Here is a 21,115-nt window from a genome sequence, read left to right as displayed (position 1 = left end):
GCTCAGCCGGTCGCGGCGCCGGTCGGCCAGTAGCCCTGCTGCTGCCGGGGGACGGCGAACTGCTCGCCGGGCGCGGTCCAGAAGCCCTCGCGGAGCGAGAGCGCCATCCCGGCCCAGTCCAGGGCGGTCTCGACGGTGTGGTTGAGCGCCTCCTGCGACCAGGTGTCGTCGAAGACGAGCGGCAGGACGGGGGCGACCTGCTCGATGGTGGCGATCAGCGGGTTGTGGGTGATGGCCTCGTCGACGAGGAGGACGATCGGCTTCCGCAGCGCCGACGCCCATCCCAGCTCCAGGCTCACCCCGGCCGACAGCGGTGCGCCGACGTACGCGAACACGAGGTCCGCGGACTGCAGCGCCCGGAAGTCGGACGGGACCCGGGGCTCCGGCGCACGGCCGGCGACGGTCCAGGCGTCACTGTGGTGCGCGCTGTACACGGCGGCACCGCTGCGAAGGAGAGTGGTGCGCAGCGTCGTCAGCCGCGTCCGGCTGGCGAGCGTGACCACACTGTCGGCGGGCCCGGTCAGCCGCATCAGCGGCGCGGCCAGGAACACACGTGCACGACGGCCCTCAGGGGCCTGGCTGTCGTGGTGACGCAGGTAGGGCTCGGTCATGTCGACTCCGGGGGACTGCCGACCGGGGGAGCGAGCGTCGGCGGGACGGGGATTCGGACTGCTCGGTTGTGTTCCCGTTGGTTGAACCGTCTAGCTAATTTGACGGTACATTGGCAGAGTGTGGCGCTCTGCTTTCACCATTGGGAGCGAACTGATCGTCCATCGGGGCGCCGTGCCCCGTCCAGCGTTGGCCCCTGTCATCCGGATGACTGGCAGAGAGATGACGCACTCCCCGTAGGCAGGAGTAGGTGGAACCCTCCCCCTCGCGTAACACCATGTGAGCCGTTATCCTGCTTGACGCTTCTAGCTGGTGATTCCCGAGGGAGAGAGTGGGGCGTGACTGACATGCGCCGATTTGCCCGCATATTCATACTGTCGCTGGCCGTCACCGCTGCGGTGCTTGGCGTCAACTCCCTTGCGAATGCTGCCAACCCGCATGGCACGACTGTCGTGCAGGCTGCTGTGAGCATTGCGGACGACACCTCCTGGCAGTGAAGCACGGCCATGTGGGCGTGTGACTCACTCGGCAGGCTCCTGCACTTTTCGCCCTATGACGTACCCGAGCTGGAAGAGCGAGTCGACCTTGTAGTCGTCTCGCATCTCGGCAATATGTCTTGCTAGCGTCCGTTCGCTGATGCCCAGGCGTCGCGCGATAACCCGGTGATTGGTGCCCTCGAGCATCTGCTCAATGATTGTTTGACGCAAGCGAGACACTACCTGCTGCGGAACTGTGCGATCTCCCTCAAATTCCAGTGCTCTGCTCCAGCATCGATCGAAAACCTCCTCCGCAAGATAGTCGACAACGGCCGGGTCATAGATGAAGGCCGCGAGGCTCATGTCTTCGACGATCGGAATTACGGCTACACGCCGGTCCATGACGATGAGACGCGTGTAAGGTTCGTCAAGCGTTCGATACTGTCCGCCTGCCCGGGCAAGTGTGGCCACGTAATCCCTGGTGGGTTGGTGGTATCGGGTGCTGGCGTGGTAGATCGTCCGAATCTTTGTGCCGCTGTGGAGCGTCTCTAGATCTTGCTCGATCATTCCGGCGAGGGTTTCTGGCTCGCGGGGTCCACCGGGTTGGAGTGCCAGGATCTCCTCCAGTCTGGAGCTCCTGAACTGCTGCACTCGCTGCCGAATGAGGGCCTTCCCTTGTACGTGCTCGATCGCGCCTCCGAGTTGCTTCGGAGTGTGGAATTCCCGGGCGATCTCCTCCATTTCAGCGGGAAGAGAAACGGCGCGTGACAGAAGCTCAAGCGCCTGACGTTGCCAGGAATGGCTGAGGCTTGTCGAGAGCTGAGCGGGATCGGTGGCAATGAATGTACTCGGATCATCGCTGTCGGCTACGAGAAGCCCAATACGCACCAGCTCATTCCGTGCTGAAGCGTTCCGGTCGACAAGGGAACCGAGAGGAAGCTTGCCGTCACCTCGGACGACGGCGAGATAAAGCTCCCGTGCTTCTGCTGAGAGGACGGTCGTGCCAGCGGCAAGGGGCTGCTCTCGTTCACTCATCCGCGACTCCTTGCCGTTGCTGCGATCCCTGTGCCTCATCAGCGCTCATGCTGAATCGAGTTTCAGCATGCCAGATCTGGTGAGCCCACCGGAGAGGAAATGCAACCGCACTCTCTCACCAAGACACCAGCCGCCGGCACCCCCCGAACAGGAGGGAACCGGCGGCTAGGGGGGCGCTCGGTCAGCGCTTGGGGCGCCAGACGACGAGGGCGCTGGATTGCGGGCTGGGCGGCTGGTAGGGGACCAGGTCGCGGCGGTAGGAGGCGTGGACGGCGGCCTCGCGTTGCTGGAGGGCGGTGGCCGCGCCTTCGAGGGAGTCGACGAGTTCGGTGACCCGGGCCTGGAGGGCGGTGACCTGGTTCTCCAGCTCGATGATCCGCTTGATGCCGGCCAGGTTGATGCCCTCGTCCTGGGAGAGGCGCTGGACCTCGCGCAGCTGCTCGATGTCGCGGGCGGAGTAGCGGCGGCCGCGTCCGGCGGTGCGGTCGGGGCTGACGAGGCCGAGGCGGTCGTACTGGCGCAGGGTCTGCGGGTGCAGGCCGGACAGTTCGGCGGCGACGGAGATGACGTACACCGGAGTCTCCTCCGTGAGCACGTACTGCGGCGCGGCCGGGGCGCGGCGGCGGCGCGTGCCGTCGCCGGGGAGGCCCTCGCCGAGGCCGGGGCCGATGGGGCCGCTGTCGGGGGTCATCGGATTCGGGGACATCTGGTCGTCACGCTCCCTTCGCCGCCCGGAAGAGGGCGGCTCGCGGGTCGTCGGAGGCGGTGGCCTCGCGGTACTGCTCCAGTGCGTTCAGGGCGTCTCCGGTGACGCTCTGCGGCACCACGACCTCGATGGTGACGAGGAGGTCGCCGCGGGTGCCGTCCTTGCGGGTGGCGCCCTTGCCGCGGGCGCGCATGGTGAGGCCGTTGGCGCTGCCCGGCGGGAGCTTGAGCTTGACGGCGGGGCCGCCGAGCGTGGGCACCTCGATGGTGGCGCCGAGGGTGGCCTCGGGGAAGGTGACCGGGACGGTGACGGTCAGGTTGTCGCCCTTGCGGCCGAAGACGGCGTGCGGGTCGACGTGCACGGTGACGTAGAGGTCGCCGGGCTGTCCGCCGCGTTCGCCCTGGGCGCCCTTGCCCTTGAGTCGGATGCGCTGGTCGGCCTGGACGCCGGCGGGGATGCGCACCTGCATGGTGCGGGCGGAGCTGGCGCGGCCGCTGCCGTGGCAGTCGGTGCAGGGGTCGTCGACGATCATGCCCCGGCCGCGGCAGTCCTTGCAGGGCTCGGAGAGCGCGAAGGCGCCCTGGCCGCGGCTGACGGTGCCGGCGCCGACGCAGGTGGGGCAGACCCGCGGGGTGGTGCCGGCCTTGGCGCCGGTGCCGTTGCAGGTCCGGCAGGGGGACTGGCTGGTCATCCGCAGGGGGACGGTCGCGCCGTCGACGGCCTCCTCGAAGGAGAGCGTCACCTCGGTCTCGACGTCCGCGCCCCGCCGGGGCTGGGCCTGCCGGGTGCCGGTGCGGTTGAACAGGCCGCCGAAGACGTCGCCGATCCCGCCGCTGCCGCCGCCGCCCTGGGTGCCGCTGAACAGGTCGCCGAAGTCGAAGCTGTAGTTGCCGGTGCCCGGGCCGCCGCCGGCCCGGAAGCCGCCGTTGGCGAAGAGGCTGCGGGCCTCGTCGTACTCCTTGCGGCGCTTCTCGTCGGAGAGGACGTCGTACGCCTCGGAGATGTCCTTGAACCGCTCCTCGGCCTTGGCGTCACCCTTGTTGGCGTCGGGGTGGAACTCGCGGGCCAGCTTGCGGTAGGTCTTCTTGATCTCGGTGGCGGTGGCGTCCTTGGGCACGCCGAGGACCTTGTAGTAGTCCTTCTCCACGTAGTCCTTACCGCTCACGGCTTGAGCCACCTCCCGAGTCCATCGTCACAGTGCTGTCAACAGCCGTGTGGAAAAGGGCTGTTGACAGCGCGCTGCGGAGCCGGCCGGGCTTACCGGCGTACGACTCCGCAGCGCACAGGTTGTCAGCTGTCACCGTTGGTCAGCTGTCCGAGTCACCGTCGGCCTTGTCCGCGTCGGCGGACTTCGCCTCGGCGTCCGGGGCGGAGGCCGTCTGGGTGCCCGGCTGGGGCTCCGCGACGGCGACCATGGCGGGGCGGATGATCCGCTCGCCGATGCGGTAACCGGGCTGGAGGATCTGCACGCAGGTGTCCTCGGTGACGTCCGAGGAGTAGCTGTGCATGAGCGCCTCGTGCATGGTCGGGTCGAAGGGCTCGCCCTCCTTGCCGAACTGCTGGAGGCCCAGCTTGGCGACGACCGTCTCCAGGGACTCGGCGACGGACTTGAAGCCGCCCGTCACCTCGCCGTGCTCGCGGGCACGGCCGATGTCGTCCAGGACCGGGATCAGCGACTCCAGGATGTTGGAGATCGCGATCTCGCGGACGGTCAGCCGGTCGCGCTCGACCCGCTTGCGGTAGTTCTGGTACTCGGCCTGGAGGCGCTGGAGGTCGGCGGTGCGCTCTCCGGCCTCGCGCTTGGCGGCAGCCAGCTCGTCGGTGCCGCCCTCCGAGCCGGCACCGGCCGCGGCGGCCTCCTCGGCGGCCTTGATGACGGCCTCTTCGGCGGCGGAGTCGTCGCCGGGCTTGCCGCCCTGCGGCTTGTCCGTCATGCCGACGCACCGCCCTTGGGCTTCTCGTCGTCCACGATCTCGGCGTCGACGACGTCGTCTTCCTTGGCCTGGGCCGAGTCGCCGGCCGCGGCCGCACCGGCGGGGGCGTCGGCGTTGGCGTAGAGCGCCTGGCCGAGCTTCTGCGCGGTGGTGGAGACCTTCTCCGAGGCTTCGCGGATCTTCGCGATGTCCTCGCCCTTGAGGGCTTCCTTGAGCTCGCCGATGGCGGTCTCGACCTCGGTCTTGACGTCGGCCGGGAGCTTCTCGGTGTTGTCGGCGATGAACTTCTCGGTCGAGTAGACGAGCTGCTCGGCGGAGTTGCGCGTCTCGACGGCCTCGCGGCGCTTGTGGTCGTCCTCGGCGTACTGCTCGGCCTCGCGGCGCATGCGGTCGACCTCGTCCTTCGGCAGCGAGGAGCCGCCGGTGACGGTCATCTTCTGCTCCTTGCCGGTGCCGAGGTCCTTGGCACCGACGTGCATGATGCCGTTGGCGTCGATGTCGAAGGTGACCTCGATCTGCGGCAGGCCGCGCGGCGCCGGCGGCAGGCCGGTGAGCTCGAACATCCCGAGCTTCTTGTTGTACGCGGCGATGTCGCGCTCGCCCTGGTAGACCTGGATCTGCACGGACGGCTGGTTGTCCTCGGCCGTGGTGAAGATCTCGGAGCGCTTGGTCGGGATCGTGGTGTTGCGCTCGATCAGCTTGGTCATGATGCCGCCCTTGGTCTCGATGCCGAGGGACAGCGGGGTGACGTCGAGCAGCAGGACGTCCTTGACCTCGCCCTTGAGGACACCGGCCTGGAGCGAGGCGCCGATGGCGACGACCTCGTCCGGGTTGACGCCCTTGTTGGCGTCCTTGCCGCCGGTCAGCTCCTTGACGAGCTCGGCGACGGCCGGCATGCGGGTCGAGCCGCCGACGAGGACGACGTGGTCGATCTCGGACAGCGCGATGCCGGCGTCCTTGATGACGTTGTTGAACGGCACCTTGCAGCGCTCGAGCAGGTCCGTGGTCAGCTGCTGGAACTGGGCGCGGGTCAGCTTCTCGTCCAGGTGCAGCGGACCCTCGGCGGAGGCCGTGATGTACGGCAGGTTGATCGAGGTCTCCATGGAGGAGGACAGCTCGATCTTGGCCTTCTCGGCGGCCTCGCGCAGACGCTGCAGGGCCATCTTGTCCTTGGACAGGTCGACGCCGTGGCCGGACTGGAAGACCTTGACCAGGTGGTCGACGACGCGCTGGTCCCAGTCGTCGCCACCGAGGTGGTTGTCACCGTTGGTGGCCTTCACCTCGACGACCCCGTCGCCGATCTCCAGGAGGGAGACGTCGAAGGTGCCGCCGCCGAGGTCGAAGACCAGGATGGTCTGGTCGTCCTTGTCGAGGCCGTACGCGAGGGCGGCCGCGGTCGGCTCGTTGACGATGCGCAGGACGTTCAGGCCCGCGATCTCGCCGGCCTCCTTGGTGGCCTGGCGCTCCGAGTCGTTGAAGTACGCCGGGACGGTGATGACGGCGTCGGTGACCGTCTCGCCCAGGTACGCCTCGGCGTCGCGCTTCAGCTTCTGCAGCACGAAGGCCGAGATCTGCTGCGGCGTGAAGTCCTTGCCGTCGAGGTTGATCTTCCAGTCGGTGCCCATGTGGCGCTTGACCGACCGGATGGTCCGGTCGACGTTGGTGACCGCCTGGCGCTTGGCCACCTCGCCGACCAGGACTTCGCCGTTCTTGGCGAAGGCGACGACGGACGGCGTGGTCCGCGCGCCCTCGGCGTTCGTGATGACGGTGGGCTCGCCACCCTCCAGAACGCTGACGACCGAGTTCGTCGTGCCGAGGTCGATGCCGACCGCGCGTGCCATCGTGGGTACCTCCAGGAAAGAGTTGAGCTTTACAGGCTCAAGGATGCACGACTCGACGAGCGGCGTCAACAGGTATGAGTGCCGGTCGCTCAACTTTACTGAGCCCTTATCTCCAGCCCCGGCCGTCGTCGTGGCGCGGGTGCACTCGCGTGACTGCCGCCATAGCTTGGGAATCTTCTGGAGAACTGTTGCCTACCGGTAATGTCCGGGCCGTCGGCCCGGCAAGTTACCGACCAGTACACTCAGTTCGGAAAGTTCGGGAACCGAGTTCGGACACCGAATACCCCGAGGGACCGTTGGCCCGGCCAACGGCCCCCCAAGCCGCAGGAGGACGGAGAGCCGATGCAGCTAGCAGCGATCGTCATCTCGCTGGTCACCTTCGTGATCGGCACCGCGCTCGCCCTTCGTGCGGCGTGGCACATCTTCAAGGTGGTGACGACCGGCGCCGCGGACTCCACCCGCTTCGGCAAGCCCGCCCAGCGCGTGAAGACCGTCGCCATCGAGTTCGTCGGCCACACCAGGATGAACCGCTGGGGGATCGTCGGCATCGCCCACTGGTTCGTCGCCGTCGGCTTCTTCAGCCTGGTGCTCACCATCGTCAACGCGATGGGCCAGCTGTTCGACGCCGAGTGGGCCCTGCCGATCATCGGCCACTGGATGATCTGGCAGCTCTTCGTCGAGCTGGTCGGCACCCTGACCACGCTGGGCATCCTGACCCTGATCGTGATCCGGCTGATGAGCCTGCCGTCCCGGTCGGGCCGCAAGTCCCGCTTCGCCGGCTCGATCGCCTGGCAGGCCTTCTACGTCGAGTACACGATCCTCGGCATCGGCCTCTGCATCATGATGCTGCGCGCCCTGGAGGGCGCCCTGGCCGGCGTCGACTCGTACGGCCCGGAGCACCTGGTCTCGTACCCGGTCGTCTCCGCGCTGAGCGGCCTGTCGCACGGCACGCTGGAGAACCTGGTCTACCTCTTCGCGATGCTGAAGATCTGCATCTCCTTCGCGTGGGCGATCACCATCGGCCTCAACCCCTCGATGGGCGTGGCCTGGCACCGCTTCCTGGGCTTCTTCAACATCTACTTCAAGCGCGACGAGAACGGCGGCACCGCCCTCGGCGAGCTGCGGCCGATGACCAGCAACGGTCAGCCGATCGACTTCGAGGACCCGGCCGACGACGCCGTCTTCGGCGTCTCCCAGGTCGAGCACTTCTCCTGGAAGGGCATCCTCGACTTCTCCACCTGCACCGAGTGCGGCCGCTGCCAGTCGCAGTGCCCCGCCTGGAACACCGGCAAGCCCCTCTCGCCGAAGCTGCTGATCATGAGCCTGCGCGAGCACGCGTACGGCAAGGCCCCGTACCTGCTCGCCGGTGGCGGCAAGGACATGGAGGGCAACGAGCAGGCCACCGCCGAGCAGCTCGCCGGCGTGCCGGCGGCCGCCCTGGCCGAGGCCGAGCGCCCGCTGATCGGCACCGCGGAAGAGAACGGCGTCATCGACCCGGACGTCCTGTGGTCCTGCACCACCTGCGGCGCCTGCGTCGAGCAGTGCCCGGTGGACATCGAGCACATCGACCACATCGTCGACATGCGCCGCTACCAGGTGATGATCGAGTCGTCGTTCCCGACCGAGGCCGGGACGATGCTCAAGAACCTGGAGAACAAGGGCAACCCGTGGGGCATGGCCACCAAGGCCCGCCTGGACTGGGTCAAGGAGCTCAAGAAGGAGACCGGCATCGAGGTGCCGGTCATCGGCCAGGACATCGAGCCGGCCGAGGTCGAGTACCTCTACTGGGTCGGCTGCGCCGGCGCCCTGGAGGACCGGGCCAAGAAGACCACCAAGGCGTTCGCCGAGCTGCTGCACACCGCGGGCGTGAAGTTCGCGATCCTCGGCAAGGAGGAGTCCTGCACCGGTGACTCCGCCCGCCGCCTGGGCAACGAGTTCCTCTTCCAGATGCTCGGCGCCCAGAACGTCGAGACGCTGAACGCCGCGCTCGAGGACGCTCCGGTCAAGCGGATCGTGGCCACCTGCCCGCACTGCTTCAACACCATCGCCAACGAGTACCCCCAGCTGGGCGGCCACTTCGAGGTGATCCACCACACCCAGCTGCTCCAGCACCTCATCGACGAGGGCAAGCTGATCCCGGTCAACCCCGTCGAGGGCCTGATCACGTACCACGACCCGTGCTACCTGGGCCGCCACAACAAGGTGTACAGCCCGCCGCGCGAGATCATGGGCAAGGTCCCGGGCCTGCGCCAGCAGGAGATGCACCGCCACAAGGAGCGCGGCTTCTGCTGCGGCGCCGGCGGCGCCCGGATGTGGATGGAGGAGCGCATCGGCAAGCGGATCAACACCGAGCGCGTGGACGAGGCGCTGTCCCTCAACCCGGACATCGTCTCCACCGCCTGCCCGTTCTGCCTGGTGATGCTCTCCGACTCCGTCAACGGCAAGAAGAACGAGGGCGCGGCCAAGGAGCACCTCAAGGTGGTCGACGTCGCCCAGCTGCTGCTCGACTCGGTGAAGGCGACCCCGCCCGCCGAGGCCGAGGAGCCTGTGACGGCGGACGCGTAGCCGCCCCTGTTCGACGGTTCTGCAACAACTGCCCGGCCCGGAGGACGCCGCCAACGCGCCCTCCGGGCCGGGCATTTCGGCGCCCCGGGGGGCCTGCGGCCGTACGGCGGGGGTACGGGGAGTGACGCTGATCGCACAACCGCCGGACGGGCATTCGGTTCGAAGGAAATACAGTAGGCGCCGGACCGGCCACAGGCCGGCCGACGCGTGCCGGGCCGAGTCCGGCCGGGAGCACACCACGACGGAGGTATCGGCCCACCCAGGGCCGGGCCGCGGAGAACCAAGGGGAACAGCGCAGACCATGACCGAGGCGATCATGCTGGTCGGTGGTAAGGGCACGCGACTGCGTCCGCTGACCACCCACACCCCCAAGCCCATGCTGCCGGTGGCCGGCGTCCCGTTCATCGCGCACCAGCTGGCCCGCGCGGCGGCCGCCGGCGTCACCAGGGTCGTGCTGGCCACCTCGTACCTGGCCGAGGTGTTCGAGGACCACTTCCAGGACGGCACCCCGTACGGCATCGAGCTGGTCTACCTGACCGAGCGCGAGCCGCTCGGCACCGGCGGCGCGATCCGCAACGCCGCCTCCGGCCTGACCTGCGGCCCGGACGAGCCGGTGCTGGTCTTCAACGGCGACATCCTCTCCGGCGTCGACATCGCCGCCCTGCGCGACGGCCACGTGGCCGCCGGGGCCGACGTCACCCTGCACCTCACCCGGGTCGAGGACCCGCGCGCCTTCGGCCTCGTCCCCACCGACGGGGACGGGCGGGTGCTGGAGTTCCTGGAGAAGCCGGAGACGCCGGAGCAGATCGTCACCGACCAGATCAACGCCGGCTGCTACGTCTTCACGCGTTCCGTGATCGACCGCATCCCCACCGGCCGCGAGGTCTCCGTCGAGCGCGAGACCTTCCCCGAGCTGCTCGCCACCGGCGCGCTGCTGCGCGGCGTCGTCGACACCTCGTACTGGCTGGACCTCGGCACCCCCGGCGCCTTCGTGCGCGGCTCGGCCGACCTCGTCCTCGGCAAGGTCGATTCCCCGGCCGTCCCCGGCTCCACCGGCGACGCCCTGCTGCTGCCCGGCGCCACCGTCCACCCGGGCGCGGTGCTCAGCGGCGGGACCGTGATCTCCGAGGACGCGGTGGTCGAGGCCGGCGCGATCGTCGAGGGCAGCGTCATCCTGCCGGGCGCCGTGATCGGCCCGGACACCCTGGTCAAGGACTCCATCGTCGGCGCCTACGCCACCGTCGGGGACCGCTCGGCACTGGACGGCGCGGTGATCGGCGACGGCGCGATCGTCGAGTCCGACAACGAGCTGCCCGCCGGCATCCGCATCGCCTGCGGCACCCTGCTCCCGGTCGGCGCCGTGCGCACCTCCGCCGGCCCCGGCGGCTGCCCGGCCGGCACCGCGGCCGCCGCGGCCGTACACGGACCGTCCGTGTCCGCCCAGCGGTAACAGCAGGTAACAGCGGTAACGGGGCAAATCCGGCCGCGTTCGTCTCAGGCTCGCTGCAAACCGGCCCCGGCTCCGTCCGGGGCCGGACGCGCGTCGGCCCCGGCGGGTACCTTCGGACCGTGGCTGGTAATCGATACGACAGCGGACAGGGCGCCGACCCGCGCGGCGGGTGGACGCCCCCTCCGCCGCCGCCGGCGCCCGGGGGGAACGTTCACGGGCGGGCGGACGGGCCGGAGTACTTCACGGCCCCGCACCCGAGCACCGGCCCGGCAGCCCACGGGGGGCCGGGGGGAACGGGCGGCGACGGGTACGGGCAGGGCGGGTACGGCCAGAACGGGTACGGGCAGGGCGGGTACGGAGCGCACGGCGGTTACGACGGGGGCGGCCACGAGGCCCACGACCCGTACGCGGCCGACCAGCCCGGCAGCACCCGCGCCTTCCCGGCCGGGGACCCGTACGGGCAGGAGCAGCCCTACTACGCCGAGGGCGGCTACGGGCAGGATCAGGAGCAGGAGCAGCCGTACGGCCCCGGACCCGGCCCCGGCGCCGGTCCCGGTCCCGGCCAGGACAACGTCGCCGTCTACCGCGCCGGCGGCCAGTCCTCCCCGCGCGCCACCGGCCCCCGCCCGCAGTGGCGCGAGCTGCTGTTCGGCGTCGTCCGCACCCCGACCGCGATCTTCGACCGCACCCGCGACCACCAGGTCTGGCTGCCCGCCCTCGTCGTCTCCCTCCTGTACGGCGCCCTCGCCGTGCTCGCCATCGGGCTCACCCGCGACGACATCGTGGACTCCACCTTCGGCGTGGCCCTCACCGGCATCGCCGTCGGCGCGGTCAGCTTCACGGTCGTCGGCGCGGTCTTCGGCGGCGTCACCTACGCCCTGGCCCGCCAGCTCGGCGGCGACGGCCCGTGGCGTTCGACGATCGGCCTCGCCGCGCTCATCGGCTGGCTGACCGACGCCCCCCGGCTGCTGCTCGACCTGGTGCTGCCCTCCGGCAGCGCCGTCGTCCAGGCCGTCGGCTGGGCCACCTGGGCGCTCTGCGCCTACCTGCTGACCCTCATGGTCCGCCGGGTGCACGACCTGCCCTGGGGCAAGGCGGCGGGCGCCGCGGGCGTGCAGCTGCTCGCCCTGCTGGTGCTGATCAAGCTGCCGACCCTGGGCTGAGCGGCTGCGGGCAGAATGGGGGCGGGCCCCGGTCACCGGCCGGGCCGCCCGCACCCTCCCGCAGCCCACACCCACCGGAGCCAGGCATGACCCTCCCCACCACCCACGTCAGCTTCCCTGCCGGGGCGGTGGGCGGTGAGTCCCCGGTGCTGGCGGTGCACCCGCTGGCGGACGGCCGGTACGCCGTCGTCACCGAGGCCACCCCGTTCCACCCGCTCGACCACACCTGGCCCGACCAGCCGGCCGACCACGGCACCCTCGCCGTCGACGGCACCGAGTGGGCCGTCGTCGACTGCCTCACCGGCGCGGTCGGCCCCGATGGCGGTGACCTCCTCGTCGGCGCCGACATCCCCGTCCGCCGCGGCGACGAGGAGTGGTCCTGGCTGGTCCTGCACGTCCTGGACGCCGACCCGGGCGCCGTCACCGGCCGCACCGCCGTCCTGGCCGTCGACGCCCAGCGCCGCGCCGCCCTCAGCGCCTCGCACAGCGGCTGCCACCTGCTCGCCCTCGCCCTCAACGCCGCCCTCGCCCCGCGCTGGCGCAAGGACCCGGGCCGCTCCGACGCCTTCGGCCACCCGGACTTCGACAGCCTCGCCATGGCGAGCTCGGTGATGGACACCGCGGCCAGCACCGACACCTACCGCCTCGGCAAGTCCCTCAAGAAGAAGGGCTTCACCGCCGACGCCACCGAGGAGCTCCCCGCCCTCGCCGACGCCCTGCCCGCCCTCACCGAGGCCGTCAACGAGCGCCTGGCCGCCTGGGTCGCCGCCGACGCCCCCGTCCGCATCGACGTCCCCGGCCCCGAGCTCACCGCCCGCCGCCAGTGGCACTGCGAGCTGCCCGAGGGCGCCGCGCAGATCTTCTGCGGCGGTACCCACCTGCACCACCTCGGCGAGCTCGCCGAGCTGCGCACCGAACTGCGGCTCTCCGAGGACGGCACCGAACTGATCGCCGTCACCAGCCCCAAGCGCGCCTGACCGCACACACGCCGAGGGCGGCCATCCCGATCGGGTGGCCGCCCTCCGTGCGTGCTCCGGCTGTCGTCAGACGTTCGAGCGGTGGAAGTTCAGGTACGAGCGGGACGGCGTCGGACCGCGCTGGCCCTGGTAGCGCGAGCCGTACCGCGCCGAGCCGTACGGGTGCTCCGAGGGCGAGGACAGCCGGAACAGGCACAGCTGCCCGATCTTCATCCCCGGGTACAGCTTGATCGGCAGCGTCGCCACGTTCGACAGCTCCAGCGTCACGTGCCCGCTGAACCCGGGGTCGATGAAGCCCGCCGTGGAGTGCGTGAGCAGGCCCAGCCGGCCCAGGCTCGACTTGCCCTCCAGCCGCGAGGCCACGTCCTCGGGCAGCGAGATGACCTCGTACGTCGAGGCCAGCACGAACTCGCCCGGGTGCAGGATGAACGCCTCGTCCCCGTCCGGCTCGACCAGCCGGGTCAGGTCCGGCTGCTCCTCGGAGGGGTCGATGTGCGGGTACTTGTGGTTCTCGAACACGCGGAAGAAGCGGTCGAGGCGCACGTCGATGCTCGACGGCTGGATCATCGTCGGGTCGAAGGGATCGATGACCACCCGACCCAGGTCGATTTCGGTCCGGATGTCCTTGTCAGAGAGCAGCACGCTTCGAGGTTACGTGCACGACGGGGCCCCGGACGAATCCGCCCGGGGCCCCGTCGCACTTCGTGTTCGTGTCAGGCCAGGAACTCGGCGGCCTCCAACCGCATCGCCCTCGCCAGCTGCGCCTTCGACAGCTCCCGCACGTCGGCCAGCACCGAACTCCGCATCCGTCCGCACTGCGGACACCTGATCAACCGCCCCGGCCCGAGCCGCCCGGGCCCGAGGTTCTGCATCGGAAACGTGGTGGTGCTGAACAGGTGCCCCTCGGCACAACGAACGACGGCGCGCTGATCCATCGATCCCCTTCCCATCCCTAACCCAGTACTCACCCGTACTCACGCGCCCCGGCGGACCAGGCCCCGGGACAGCGTCACATTAGGGGATGTTCCGGACATTCCACACCATGGCTCGCCGCCCCGCCCCCACCCGCCGGAGCACCTTCACGCGGCCCAAACAGTACGCCCCGACCCGCCCCCCACCCCGCTCTGCCACGACCCCCGGCCACCTGTGCAACCACAGTCTCGGATGGGGTACAGTGACACTGGAATGAGCGGTCCCTGACGGCTCATCAGGCGGGCGTAGTTTAATGGTAGAACATGAGCTTCCCAAGCTTAGAGCGCGAGTTCGATTCTCGTCGCCCGCTCCATACCGAAAGCCGCAGGTCATCTGACCTGCGGCTTCTGTGTTTTCAGGGGCGGGTGGGGCCGGCGCGGCCGGTCGGGGCGGGGCCGAGGTGGTCAGCCCGTGTGGACGCGGGTGCGGAAGTGGGGGCCCAGGGTGGTGGCGACGAGGGCGCCGGTGAGGCCCAGGGTGAGGGCGGTGCACCAGAGGGTGGTGGGGCCGAGGAGGGCGTAGGCGGTGGAGCCGAGGAGGAGGGCGCCGAAGCGGGCGAGGCCTCGGGCCCAGCCGGCGGCGCCCTGGTAGCGGCCGGTGGCGTTCTCGGGGGCGAGGTCGGCGATCATGGAGGAGTAGAGGCCGCTGACGACGATCTCGCCGAGGCTCCACACCGCCACGGTGAGGACGAAGCCCCAGGTGCCGGAGGCCAGGCCGGTCAGGGCGACTCCGGTGGTGACCAGGGCGCTTCCGGCGGCCCAGAGGCGGCTGCGGTCGAAGCGGGTCAGGTAGACGGCGGCGATCGGCTGCAGGGTGACGACCAGGACGGCGTTGACGACGGCGGCGAGGCCGAAGACGGTCGGGGGCAGGCCGTGGTCGCGGATCGCCAGGGGCAGGGTGAACTCGGTGAGGGCGTAGACGGCTTCGCCGATGACCACGGGCACCAGCATGGCCAGCAGCAGGCGGTCGCGCAGGACGACGCCGTAACCGCCCTTGTGCTGCGAGGACTTCGGCGAGGACTGCCGAGCGGACTCGGGCCGGGCGGCGCCGGTCGTACGGGGGAGGCGCAGGGCCACCAGGGTGCCGTAGCCGAGGCAGGTGGCCATGTCGAGGGCGAACAGCAGGCCGTAGCCGTGCTCGGCGAGGAAGCCGCCGAGCGCTCCGGCCAGGGCCGTGCCGACGTTGACCGACCAGTGGAGCAGCCCGAAGGCGACCCGGCGCCGCTTGCCCTGGGCCGCGCCGGCCATCACCGCGGCGGCGCCGGGGACGTGCAGGGAGCCGCCGGCGCCGAGGGCGAGGACGGCCAGGGTCAGGGTGGCCAGGTTGGGGGCGATGTAGAGGAGGCCCTGGCTGGCGGCGGTGGCGATCATGCCGGCGACCATGGAGAGCCGGGCGCCGCAGCGGTCGGTGAGCAGTCCGCCCAGGACGGGGCCGATCAGCCCGCCCACGCCGAGGGCGCCGAGGACGAGCGGGATCCGGTCGGTGGTGACGTTCCGGGAGGCCAGGTAGAAGACCAGGAACGGCAGGACCATGTTGCCGAGCCGGTTCAGCATGGTGCCGCCGATCACCACCCAGAACGGGCCGCCGAAGCCGGTGAACCGCGTCCGTAGGGAGTGGGGGGCGAGGGCCGGAGCGCAGGTGGTGGAGGTCATGGTGGGAATCGTCGGGCCGCCGGTAGCGTTGCTCCATTCATTCAGGCTCAGCCGAATCCATCGGCATTCATCGGCATCCATCGGCCGCCGCCACGGGGGGAACCGTGCTGGAACTCGCCTTCTCGACCCGGGACGTGGCCAAGACCAGGCTCGCCTACTCCCCGCTGTGGGAGGTGGTGACGAGCCACCGGCTGCTGAACCGGGGCACCGTCGGCCCGCTGTACCGCCGTTGGGCCGAGCGGACCAAGCCCGAGCTGGCAGCCGCCGGGCTCGGTACGGGCCTGCTCGCCGACCTGATCACGCCGCGCGGTTACCTTCCCGACTTCCTCAACCCGGCGCCCGGGCCCGTCCCGCCGAGCGCGAGTGCCGAGGCGGCCCTGGAGGGCGAACTCGCGGTGCTGGCCCGGACGGAGCCGGAGCGGATCCGGGCCGATCTGGAGCGGCTGGTGCGCTGGACGCCCGGGGTGGCCGCGTTCCACCGGGATCCGGAGGCGGTGCTGCCGCAGCTGCTGGACGAGCTGCGCGGCTACTGGGCGGCGGCGCTCGCCCCGCACTGGTCCCGGCTGCGGGCGGTGCTGGAGAGCGATGTGCTGCACCGGTCACGGGAGTTCGCCGCCGGAGGCTCGGCGGGCGTGCTGCGCGGGCTGCACCCGAGCGTGGAGTGGAGCTCCGACCGGCTGACGCTGCCGCTGGCGCTCTGCGGCACCTCGGGCCGCCTCGCCGGGCGGGGCCTGCTGCTGGTGCCGTCCGCCTTCGTCGACCCCGGGGGCACCATGATGGTGAACCAGCCCGGCAGGGTGGTGCAGCTCTGCTACCCGAGCCGGGGCATCGGCGTCCTCTGGGAGCAGGTGCCCGCGCAGGTGCCGGAGGCGGTGGCGGCCGTGCTGGGCCGTTCCCGCGCCCTGCTCCTGGCGGAGTTGGCGGCCCCGGCCTCCACCACCGAGCTCTCCCACCGTACGGGCATGTCGGCCGGCGGTGTCTCCCAGCACCTGACGGCCCTGCGGGCGGCGGGCATCGTCGCCTCCCACCGCTCGGGGCGCTCCGTCCTGTACCAGCGCACCGACCTCGCCGACTCCCTGCTGGCGGCGGCGAGTTGACCTGAGAGTGGGTTGACCTGAGAGCGGGTTGACCTGGAGCGGGTTGAGCTGAGAGCGGGGTGACCCGAGAGCGGGTGAACCCGAGCACGAGGGGGCCGCGGGCGTTCCGCGGCCCCCTCGGTGCGGGTCAGGCCCGGCCGGCGAGGGCCTCGAAGGTCGGGACGAACGAGGCCGGGGTGGGGAGGGCGAGGTTGTCGGCCTGGACGGACTTCGCGGTGGCCCGGAGCTCGGGGTCGGTGAGGAGCCGCTCGAGGGTGGCGACGTCGACGGTGTCGGAGGTGGAGCGCAGGGCGATGCCGACCTCGGTGAGGGCGTCGGCGACGATGAAGTTGTCGGCGCCCTGGGGGAGGACGAGCTGGGGCAGGCCCTCGTTGAGGGTGGTCAGGGTGGTGCCGGCGCCTCCGTGGTGGACGACGGCGTCGGTGTGCCGGACGAGCTCGACCAGCGGGATCCACGGCATCGGGCGGACGTTGGCGGGAAGCGTGCCGAGCGGCGAGATGTCGGCGTCGCCGACGGCGAGCAGGAACTCGGCGTCCACCTCGGCGGCGGCCTCGATCAGCCGGGTGACCCCGCCGACGCCCTCGACCTTGGCGACCACCGAGCCCAGGGTGACCAGGACGCGCCGCCGCTCGGACGGGCGCAGCACGTCGATGGGCACCACGCCGGTGCCGTTGTACGGGAGGTAGCGGGCCCGCAGCCCGTCCGGGTCGCCGCCGAACGGGCCGACGTTGATCGCCGTGGATTCGGCGGGGCCGGCCACGCCGTACTGCTCGTAGAGGTCGGCCTGGTGGCGGGTGAAGCGCTCGACCATCCCGCGGCCGGACGGGATGCCGTAGTTCTGCATCACCAGCGGGATCTTGAGCTTGGCGGCCACCAGCGGGGCGGCGGTCTGGAAGGTGGCGTGCACCAGCAGGTCGGCGCCCCAGCCGGAGGCGGTGGCGAGCAGGTCGTCCACGGTGGTGCGGCCGGCGTACACGAAGCCTCCGGCGGCCAGGTCCATCAGCTCCTCGGGGGAGAGGCTGGCGTCGCCGTAGGTCATCGGGCCCTGGCGCCACGCGATGAACAGCTCCTCCAGGGTGCGGCCGTCGCCGATCTCGACGACGGGGAAGCCGGAGGTGTTAATCGGGTCCAGCGGGCGCTGCCCGGCGAACAGGACCTCGTGCCCGGCGGCGCGCAGTGCCTGGGCGAAGGGCACCATCGGGAAGACGTGGCCGGCGGAGGCCGGGCCGGTGAAGAGTATGCGCATGGTCGTCTCCTCCCGCGCCGGGTCGGGGCGCGGCGTCTGGGGTGTCTGTATCTGATGCGTGCATCGAATGGGTAACAAGGCAGTCTCACCCTGCTAAATGACGTTCCGTCAATTCGTAATCGATCACGAGGGTCGTTAATCGGCCGTTCTGCGGCGGGACTTGTCATTCGGGCGCGGGTGTGCTCAAAAGGGGTGGGTGGTGGCGGTGGAACTGCCCGTCCGTGGCCGCCGTCCAAGCAGTGACGGAAATCCCTGCCCGGCTCGAGCGCCGGGAGGAGTGCGGAGGGACCAGTGCAGTCAGGCGGTGCCGAGCTCAACCTCGGCTTCCAGGGCGGTCGTTGTGGAGGTACGTCCTACGGGGGAGCGCCGGGCCGCCCCGGCCGGCCCCCGATCGGGAGGCTCGGCGCCGCGGAGCGCTGCGAGGCGCTGCTCCAGGAGACGCTGGACGCCGTCGAGCCGCCGCTCGCCTGGCGGGCGGGGGCGCCCACGGCGGGGGTGCGGCTGCCGCGGCCGGGGCGGGAGTCGGAGCCCTGCTGGTACGTGGGCCGGGGGCGGGACGTGCTGACGGTGGTGTCGCTGCCGCGGCGGGCGGAGTTGGCGGGGGCGGTGGAGCGGCACTGGCGCCGGCGCGGCTGGACGATCACCGGGCTGGGCGACGGGCCCGCCCGTCCGGGGGTCGCCGCGGCGACCGGGGACGGGTACCGACTGGCGCTCCGCTTCGGCGAGTTGGGCGAGGTGCGGCTGCTGGCCGGATCCTCGGACGCGGCCTGTTCCGGGCACGGGCCCGTGGCGCTGCCCGAGGTGTGCTGCCCGTACTGGAGCGCGCCGGGATGGTGACCCCCGGGCACTGAGGCCGGGGGACCTGCGGACCGGGGGAGGCGCGGGACGAGTCCCCCCGGACCCGTCCCGCGCCGCCACGTCGCGCGGCTTCGGCGCTGCCGCTCCCCCCGACTCCCCGGCAGCTCCCGCCGGCCCCCCTGACCGCGCCCTCCGGCGAGAGCGACCGCAGGCCCCGGCGAGCCCCTACCCCCCGAGGCGTCGTTGGACTCACGGTAACAAACCGCTTGGTTGGTTTGTCAATAGGGATATCCACGAAACTTCCACAATCGCCCGGGTGGCACCGGGGGCCTCAAAGGGCTCTGGACCAGCCGACAAACCCGCGGCACGGCCGTACGGCGCCGGTCGGGCCGGATCGACCGGCCGAGTGCGGCGCGTACGGAATCCGACACTCCGAGCATCATGTCAGCACGCACCGACACCGCGCGAGCACGGATGGGAGCTAAGGGAACAAGGGGAGGGGAGGAGAGGGGAGCGGAGGGGCGGAGGGCGTCAGCGCAGCAGCCGGCGTTCCTTGGCCACCGCCACGGCCCCCGCCCGGGTGTCCACGCCCAACTTGTCGTAGATCCGGCCCAGATGCGTCTTCACCGTCGCCTCGCTGATGAACAGCGCCCGCGCGATCTCCCGGTTGCCGAGCCCCTGCGCGAGCTGTTCGAGGATGTCCTGCTCCCGCTCGGTGAGCTGCGGAGCGGGCGCCCGCATCTGCGCCATCACCCGGGAGGCGACCGGTGGCGAGAGGACCGTACGGCCCTGCGCGGCGGCGTGGACGGCGGCGAACAGCTCCTCCGGCCGCTCCGCCTTGAGCAGGTAGCCGGTGGCGCCGGCGGCGATCGCCCGGCTGATGTCGGCGTCGGTGTCGTACGTGGTGAGCACCAGCACGTGCGGCCCGCCCGGGGTGGCGGTGATCCGCCGGGTGGCCTCGACGCCGTCGATGCCCTCGCCGAGCTGGAGGTCCATCAGCACCACCTGCGGCTTCAGCTTGGTGGCCAGCGCGACGGCCTCCTCCCCTGTGCTGGCCTCGCCGACCACCGTGATGTCGCCCGCGCTGGCGAGCAGGGCGAGTAGCCCGGCGCGGACCACCGCGTGGTCGTCGCAGACCAACAGCCGTACGGGGGAAGGGACGCCGTTCATCGGTGCTCCGATCGTTGCTCGGTGCGCTGCTCGGTGCGCTGCTCAGTGCGTTGCTCGGTGCGCTGCCCCAGCGGGACAACGGCGGAGACGACGGTGCCTTCGCCGGGGGTGCTCTCCACCGTCAGCGTGCCACCGAGCTGCCGCAGCCGGGCGCGCATCGCCGGGAGCCCGTACCCGCGGACGCCGCGGACGCCGCCGGCGCCGCCGGAGCCACCCGCCGCCGCATCGAAGCCCCGCCCGTCGTCGGCGACGTCCAGCACGGCCTGGTCGCCGAGGAAGGACAGCGTGATCGCGGCGGCCGAGGCCCCGGCGTGCTCCCGGACGTTGGCCAGCGCGCCCTGGGCGATCCGCAGCAGCGCCGCCTGCGCGGCCGTCGGCAGCGGGACGGGCGCGCCGTCCAGGTGGAACCGGACGGGCAGGCCGCTCTCGGCCGACTCCCGCCCGGCCAGCGCCCGCAGTGCCTCCTCCAGCCCCCGGCCCTGCGCCAGTTCGGCCGGGGCGAGGTCGTGGACGAAGCGGCGCGCCTCGGCGAGGTTGCGGGCGGCCACCTCGGCGGCGGTGCGGACATGGGTACGGGCGGTCGCCGGATCGGTGTCCCAGGTGCGCTCGGCGGCCTGCAGCAGCATCTGCTGGCTGGAGAGGCCCTGCGCCAGGGTGTCGTGGATCTCCATCGCCAGGCGCCCGCGCTCGGCCAGGGTGCCCTCCCGCCGCTCGGTGGCGGCGAGTTCGCGCCGGGTGCGGACCAGGTCGGCGATCAGCGCCCGCTGCCGCGCGGCCTGCCGGGCCATGAACAGGAAGACGCCGGTGGCGAGCGCGGCCACGGCGGGCGGCAGCAGGACGAGCGTGGCGTCCGCGCCGCCGGGCAGCCGGATCTGGGCGACCACCACCAGCACCGTCAGGGCGGCGACCAGCGGGATCGCCGCCTTCCCGGGGAGAGCGCGCAACGCGCTGTAGATCAGCGGGACGGCGCACCACGCGAAGCTCGGCGCGAGCAGGACCAGCACCACCCAGAGCGCCACCACCACCGCCAGCGGCCAGAGGCGGCGGTGGCCCGGCGCGGGCGGGTGGCGGTGGGCGAGCCAGGAGCCGGTGGGCTGGACGACGGCCAGGGCGGCGCTCAGCCCGATCACCCAGGGGATGAGGGGGCTGTCGGCGTGGTGGGTGAGGTAGCGGTTGAGCGCGGCGGCGAGCAGGAGGAGGAAGGCGGAGTCCAGCAGCACCGCCAGCCGCCCGGCGTCCGGGTCCCCGAGCGCGCGGGGCCCGGTGGCGTCTCCTCCGGCAGCGTTTCCTTCGGAGGTGCGCTCGGCGGGCTCGGGCTGCGGCACGGGTGGCTCCAGGCGTACGGCGGCGCACTGACCAGCGCCGATCCCTCGATGGTGGCCCGAACGGCCCGGGCGCGCATCAGCCGATCGGTTGACGGGTCC

The 21,115-nt window shown here is 71.4% G+C and carries 18 protein-coding genes, 1 tRNA gene and 1 pseudogene; 8 read left to right on the top strand and 12 right to left on the bottom strand.

Annotated elements, in window-relative coordinates:
* Positions 1–2 precede the first annotated feature (2 nt).
* Positions 3–611, bottom strand: coding sequence for a hypothetical protein (locus ACIBCA_RS16110; protein WP_396283493.1), 609 nt, complete (start codon positions 609–611; stop codon positions 3–5).
* 336 nt (positions 612–947) lie between these two features.
* Here ACIBCA_RS16110 and ACIBCA_RS16105 point away from each other — a divergent pair, with 336 nt between their 5' ends.
* Positions 948–1,106, top strand: coding sequence for a hypothetical protein (locus ACIBCA_RS16105; protein WP_396283492.1), 159 nt, complete (start codon positions 948–950; stop codon positions 1,104–1,106).
* A 24-nt stretch (positions 1,107–1,130) separates the two neighbouring features.
* On the opposite strand, the gene ACIBCA_RS16100 is transcribed toward ACIBCA_RS16105, so the two are convergent.
* From ACIBCA_RS16100 to dnaK, 5 genes are all read right to left on the bottom strand, one after another.
* Positions 1,131–2,120 (bottom strand): helix-turn-helix domain-containing protein, encoded by a 990-nt coding sequence (locus ACIBCA_RS16100; RefSeq protein ID WP_396283491.1) that lies wholly within the window; start codon positions 2,118–2,120, stop codon positions 1,131–1,133.
* Positions 2,121–2,301: 181 nt separating this feature from the next.
* On the bottom strand, positions 2,302–2,826 hold the full coding sequence (locus tag ACIBCA_RS16095) for a heat shock protein transcriptional repressor HspR (protein WP_396283490.1): 525 nt from the start codon (positions 2,824–2,826) through the stop codon (positions 2,302–2,304).
* Between the two features lie 7 nt (positions 2,827–2,833).
* A complete protein-coding gene (dnaJ, locus tag ACIBCA_RS16090) occupies positions 2,834–3,991 on the bottom strand; it encodes a molecular chaperone DnaJ (RefSeq protein ID WP_396283489.1) in 1,158 nt (385 codons plus the stop codon).
* A gap of 142 nt (positions 3,992–4,133) precedes the next feature.
* A complete protein-coding gene (gene grpE / locus ACIBCA_RS16085; RefSeq protein ID WP_396283488.1) occupies positions 4,134–4,760 on the bottom strand; it encodes a nucleotide exchange factor GrpE in 627 nt (208 codons plus the stop codon).
* Positions 4,757–6,601, bottom strand: a complete 1,845-nt coding sequence (gene dnaK / locus ACIBCA_RS16080; RefSeq protein WP_396283487.1) for a molecular chaperone DnaK — start codon at positions 6,599–6,601, stop codon at positions 4,757–4,759. Before dnaK ends, grpE begins: the two co-directional genes overlap by 4 nt.
* A gap of 342 nt (positions 6,602–6,943) precedes the next feature.
* Here dnaK and ACIBCA_RS16075 point away from each other — a divergent pair, with 342 nt between their 5' ends.
* The 4 genes and pseudogenes from ACIBCA_RS16075 (at position 6,944) to ACIBCA_RS16060 (ending at position 12,756) form a co-directional block, all read left to right on the top strand.
* Positions 6,944–9,166: a (Fe-S)-binding protein gene (locus ACIBCA_RS16075; RefSeq protein ID WP_396283486.1), complete on the top strand. Its 2,223-nt coding sequence runs from the start codon at positions 6,944–6,946 to the stop codon at positions 9,164–9,166.
* Between the two features lie 301 nt (positions 9,167–9,467).
* A pseudogene (locus tag ACIBCA_RS16070) lies at positions 9,468–10,541 on the top strand (sugar phosphate nucleotidyltransferase); the annotation flags it as partial.
* Between the two features lie 194 nt (positions 10,542–10,735).
* The gene (locus ACIBCA_RS16065; RefSeq protein WP_396283485.1) at positions 10,736–11,779 is read left to right on the top strand and encodes a Yip1 family protein; all 1,044 of its coding nucleotides are present in this window, start codon (positions 10,736–10,738) and stop codon (positions 11,777–11,779) included.
* 86 nt (positions 11,780–11,865) lie between these two features.
* Positions 11,866–12,756, top strand: a complete 891-nt coding sequence (locus ACIBCA_RS16060) for a metal-dependent hydrolase (protein ID WP_396283484.1) — start codon at positions 11,866–11,868, stop codon at positions 12,754–12,756.
* Positions 12,757–12,822: 66 nt separating this feature from the next.
* Here the strand turns inward: ACIBCA_RS16060 and dcd are convergent, their stop codons facing one another.
* The gene (dcd, locus tag ACIBCA_RS16055) at positions 12,823–13,398 is read right to left on the bottom strand and encodes a dCTP deaminase (protein ID WP_396283483.1); all 576 of its coding nucleotides are present in this window, start codon (positions 13,396–13,398) and stop codon (positions 12,823–12,825) included.
* A 71-nt stretch (positions 13,399–13,469) separates the two neighbouring features.
* Positions 13,470–13,706: a hypothetical protein gene (locus tag ACIBCA_RS16050; RefSeq protein WP_396283482.1), complete on the bottom strand. Its 237-nt coding sequence runs from the start codon at positions 13,704–13,706 to the stop codon at positions 13,470–13,472.
* Positions 13,707–13,967: 261 nt separating this feature from the next.
* On the opposite strand from ACIBCA_RS16050, the gene ACIBCA_RS16045 reads away from it, so the two are divergent.
* Positions 13,968–14,041, top strand: a tRNA-Gly gene (locus ACIBCA_RS16045).
* Positions 14,042–14,132: 91 nt separating this feature from the next.
* On the opposite strand, the gene ACIBCA_RS16040 is transcribed toward ACIBCA_RS16045, so the two are convergent.
* A complete protein-coding gene (locus ACIBCA_RS16040) occupies positions 14,133–15,380 on the bottom strand; it encodes an MFS transporter (RefSeq protein ID WP_396283481.1) in 1,248 nt (415 codons plus the stop codon).
* A 104-nt stretch (positions 15,381–15,484) separates the two neighbouring features.
* On the opposite strand from ACIBCA_RS16040, the gene ACIBCA_RS16035 reads away from it, so the two are divergent.
* Complete coding sequence (locus ACIBCA_RS16035; RefSeq protein ID WP_396283480.1) at positions 15,485–16,477, top strand: ArsR family transcriptional regulator; 993 nt, start codon at positions 15,485–15,487, stop codon at positions 16,475–16,477.
* Positions 16,478–16,604: 127 nt separating this feature from the next.
* On the opposite strand, the gene ACIBCA_RS16030 is transcribed toward ACIBCA_RS16035, so the two are convergent.
* Positions 16,605–17,723: a glycosyltransferase gene (locus ACIBCA_RS16030; protein ID WP_396283479.1), complete on the bottom strand. Its 1,119-nt coding sequence runs from the start codon at positions 17,721–17,723 to the stop codon at positions 16,605–16,607.
* 291 nt (positions 17,724–18,014) lie between these two features.
* On the opposite strand from ACIBCA_RS16030, the gene ACIBCA_RS16025 reads away from it, so the two are divergent.
* Complete coding sequence (locus ACIBCA_RS16025; RefSeq protein WP_396283478.1) at positions 18,015–18,560, top strand: hypothetical protein; 546 nt, start codon at positions 18,015–18,017, stop codon at positions 18,558–18,560.
* Between the two features lie 492 nt (positions 18,561–19,052).
* Here the strand turns inward: ACIBCA_RS16025 and ACIBCA_RS16020 are convergent, their stop codons facing one another.
* Together ACIBCA_RS16020 and ACIBCA_RS16015 are read right to left on the bottom strand one after the other, a co-directional pair.
* The gene (locus ACIBCA_RS16020; protein ID WP_396283477.1) at positions 19,053–19,691 is read right to left on the bottom strand and encodes a response regulator; all 639 of its coding nucleotides are present in this window, start codon (positions 19,689–19,691) and stop codon (positions 19,053–19,055) included.
* Positions 19,688–21,016 (bottom strand): sensor histidine kinase, encoded by a 1,329-nt coding sequence (locus ACIBCA_RS16015; RefSeq protein WP_396283476.1) that lies wholly within the window; start codon positions 21,014–21,016, stop codon positions 19,688–19,690. Before ACIBCA_RS16015 ends, ACIBCA_RS16020 begins: the two co-directional genes overlap by 4 nt.
* Positions 21,017–21,115: the final 99 nt, after the last annotated feature.

It is taken from the genome of Kitasatospora sp. NPDC051170, assembly GCF_044455705.1.
Classification (GTDB): Bacteria; Actinomycetota; Actinomycetes; order Streptomycetales; family Streptomycetaceae; genus Kitasatospora.
This window is presented reverse-complemented; position numbering and strand designations above follow the sequence as displayed.